Below are 832 nucleotides of genomic sequence, written 5' to 3'. Positions count from 1 at the left end.
CTGGTGGGGGTTGTGGGGGCTGCTACGGCAGCCCTTCTTGTTTCCATCGTCCCGAAGTTCGAAGGGAGGAAGCTGATCGGCTATCTCGATCCGGTTGGCATCCCGACGAAGTGCATGGGTGACACGACGAACGTCGTCGTCGGTCAGCGGTACAGCGAGGCCGAGTGCCGCGAGTCGCTCGAGCAGCAACTCATCGCGCACGCTGAGCCGGTGCTGAAGTGCACGCCTGGCTTGAAGGGGCACACGTACCAGCTCGCGGCCGCCGTGAGCTTTGCCTACAACGTCGGGCCGGCCGCGTACTGCGGCAGCACATCGGCGAAGCGCTTCAACGCGGGCGACTGGCGTGGCGCGTGCCGCGCGCTGAACCAGTCGGACGCGGGCCGGCCGCAGTGGGTCTATTCGGACGGGCGCGTGCTGCCCGGCCTGGTAAAACGGCGTGCCGAAGAGCGCGCGCTTTGCGAGCGGGGGCTGTGATGCTGAAGATCCTCTGGCCGTATCTGCTGGCCGCGCTGCTTGGCGCGGCGGCCGGCGCCGGCATCGAGCACCTGATCGGCGCGCGCCAACTCGCCGACGAGCAGGCCGCGCGCGCGGCGGACGCGCAGCGGCACGCCGGCGACCTGGCCTCGATCTCGCAGGCGGCGCTCGCCGCGGAACAGCGCGCGATCGCCGCCCACGACGCGGCCGCCTCGCAGGTGGCAGTCATCGACGCACAACTCACGAAGGAGCGAACGGACCATGAAACCGAAAATCGCAGCCTGCGCGCTGCTCTCGCTGCTGGCACTGACCGGCTGCGCGTCGCCGTCCGGAACTGCACTGCAGCCGGTGCCGACGG

The 832-nt window shown here is 69.8% G+C and carries 2 protein-coding genes; both read left to right on the top strand.

The annotated features are described in order from the left end of the window. A partial coding sequence (locus tag WS69_RS07995; protein WP_231747095.1) for a lysozyme occupies positions 1–474 on the top strand: 474 nt, incomplete at its 5' end. Then, positions 474–832, top strand: a 359-nt coding sequence (locus tag WS69_RS07990; protein ID WP_197419225.1) for a lysis system i-spanin subunit Rz, incomplete at its 3' end; no start/stop codon positions are given. The genes WS69_RS07995 and WS69_RS07990, both read left to right, overlap by 1 nt.

It is taken from the genome of Burkholderia sp. BDU5, assembly GCF_001522845.1.
GTDB classification, from domain to species: domain Bacteria; phylum Pseudomonadota; class Gammaproteobacteria; order Burkholderiales; family Burkholderiaceae; genus Burkholderia; species Burkholderia mayonis.
This window is presented reverse-complemented; position numbering and strand designations above follow the sequence as displayed.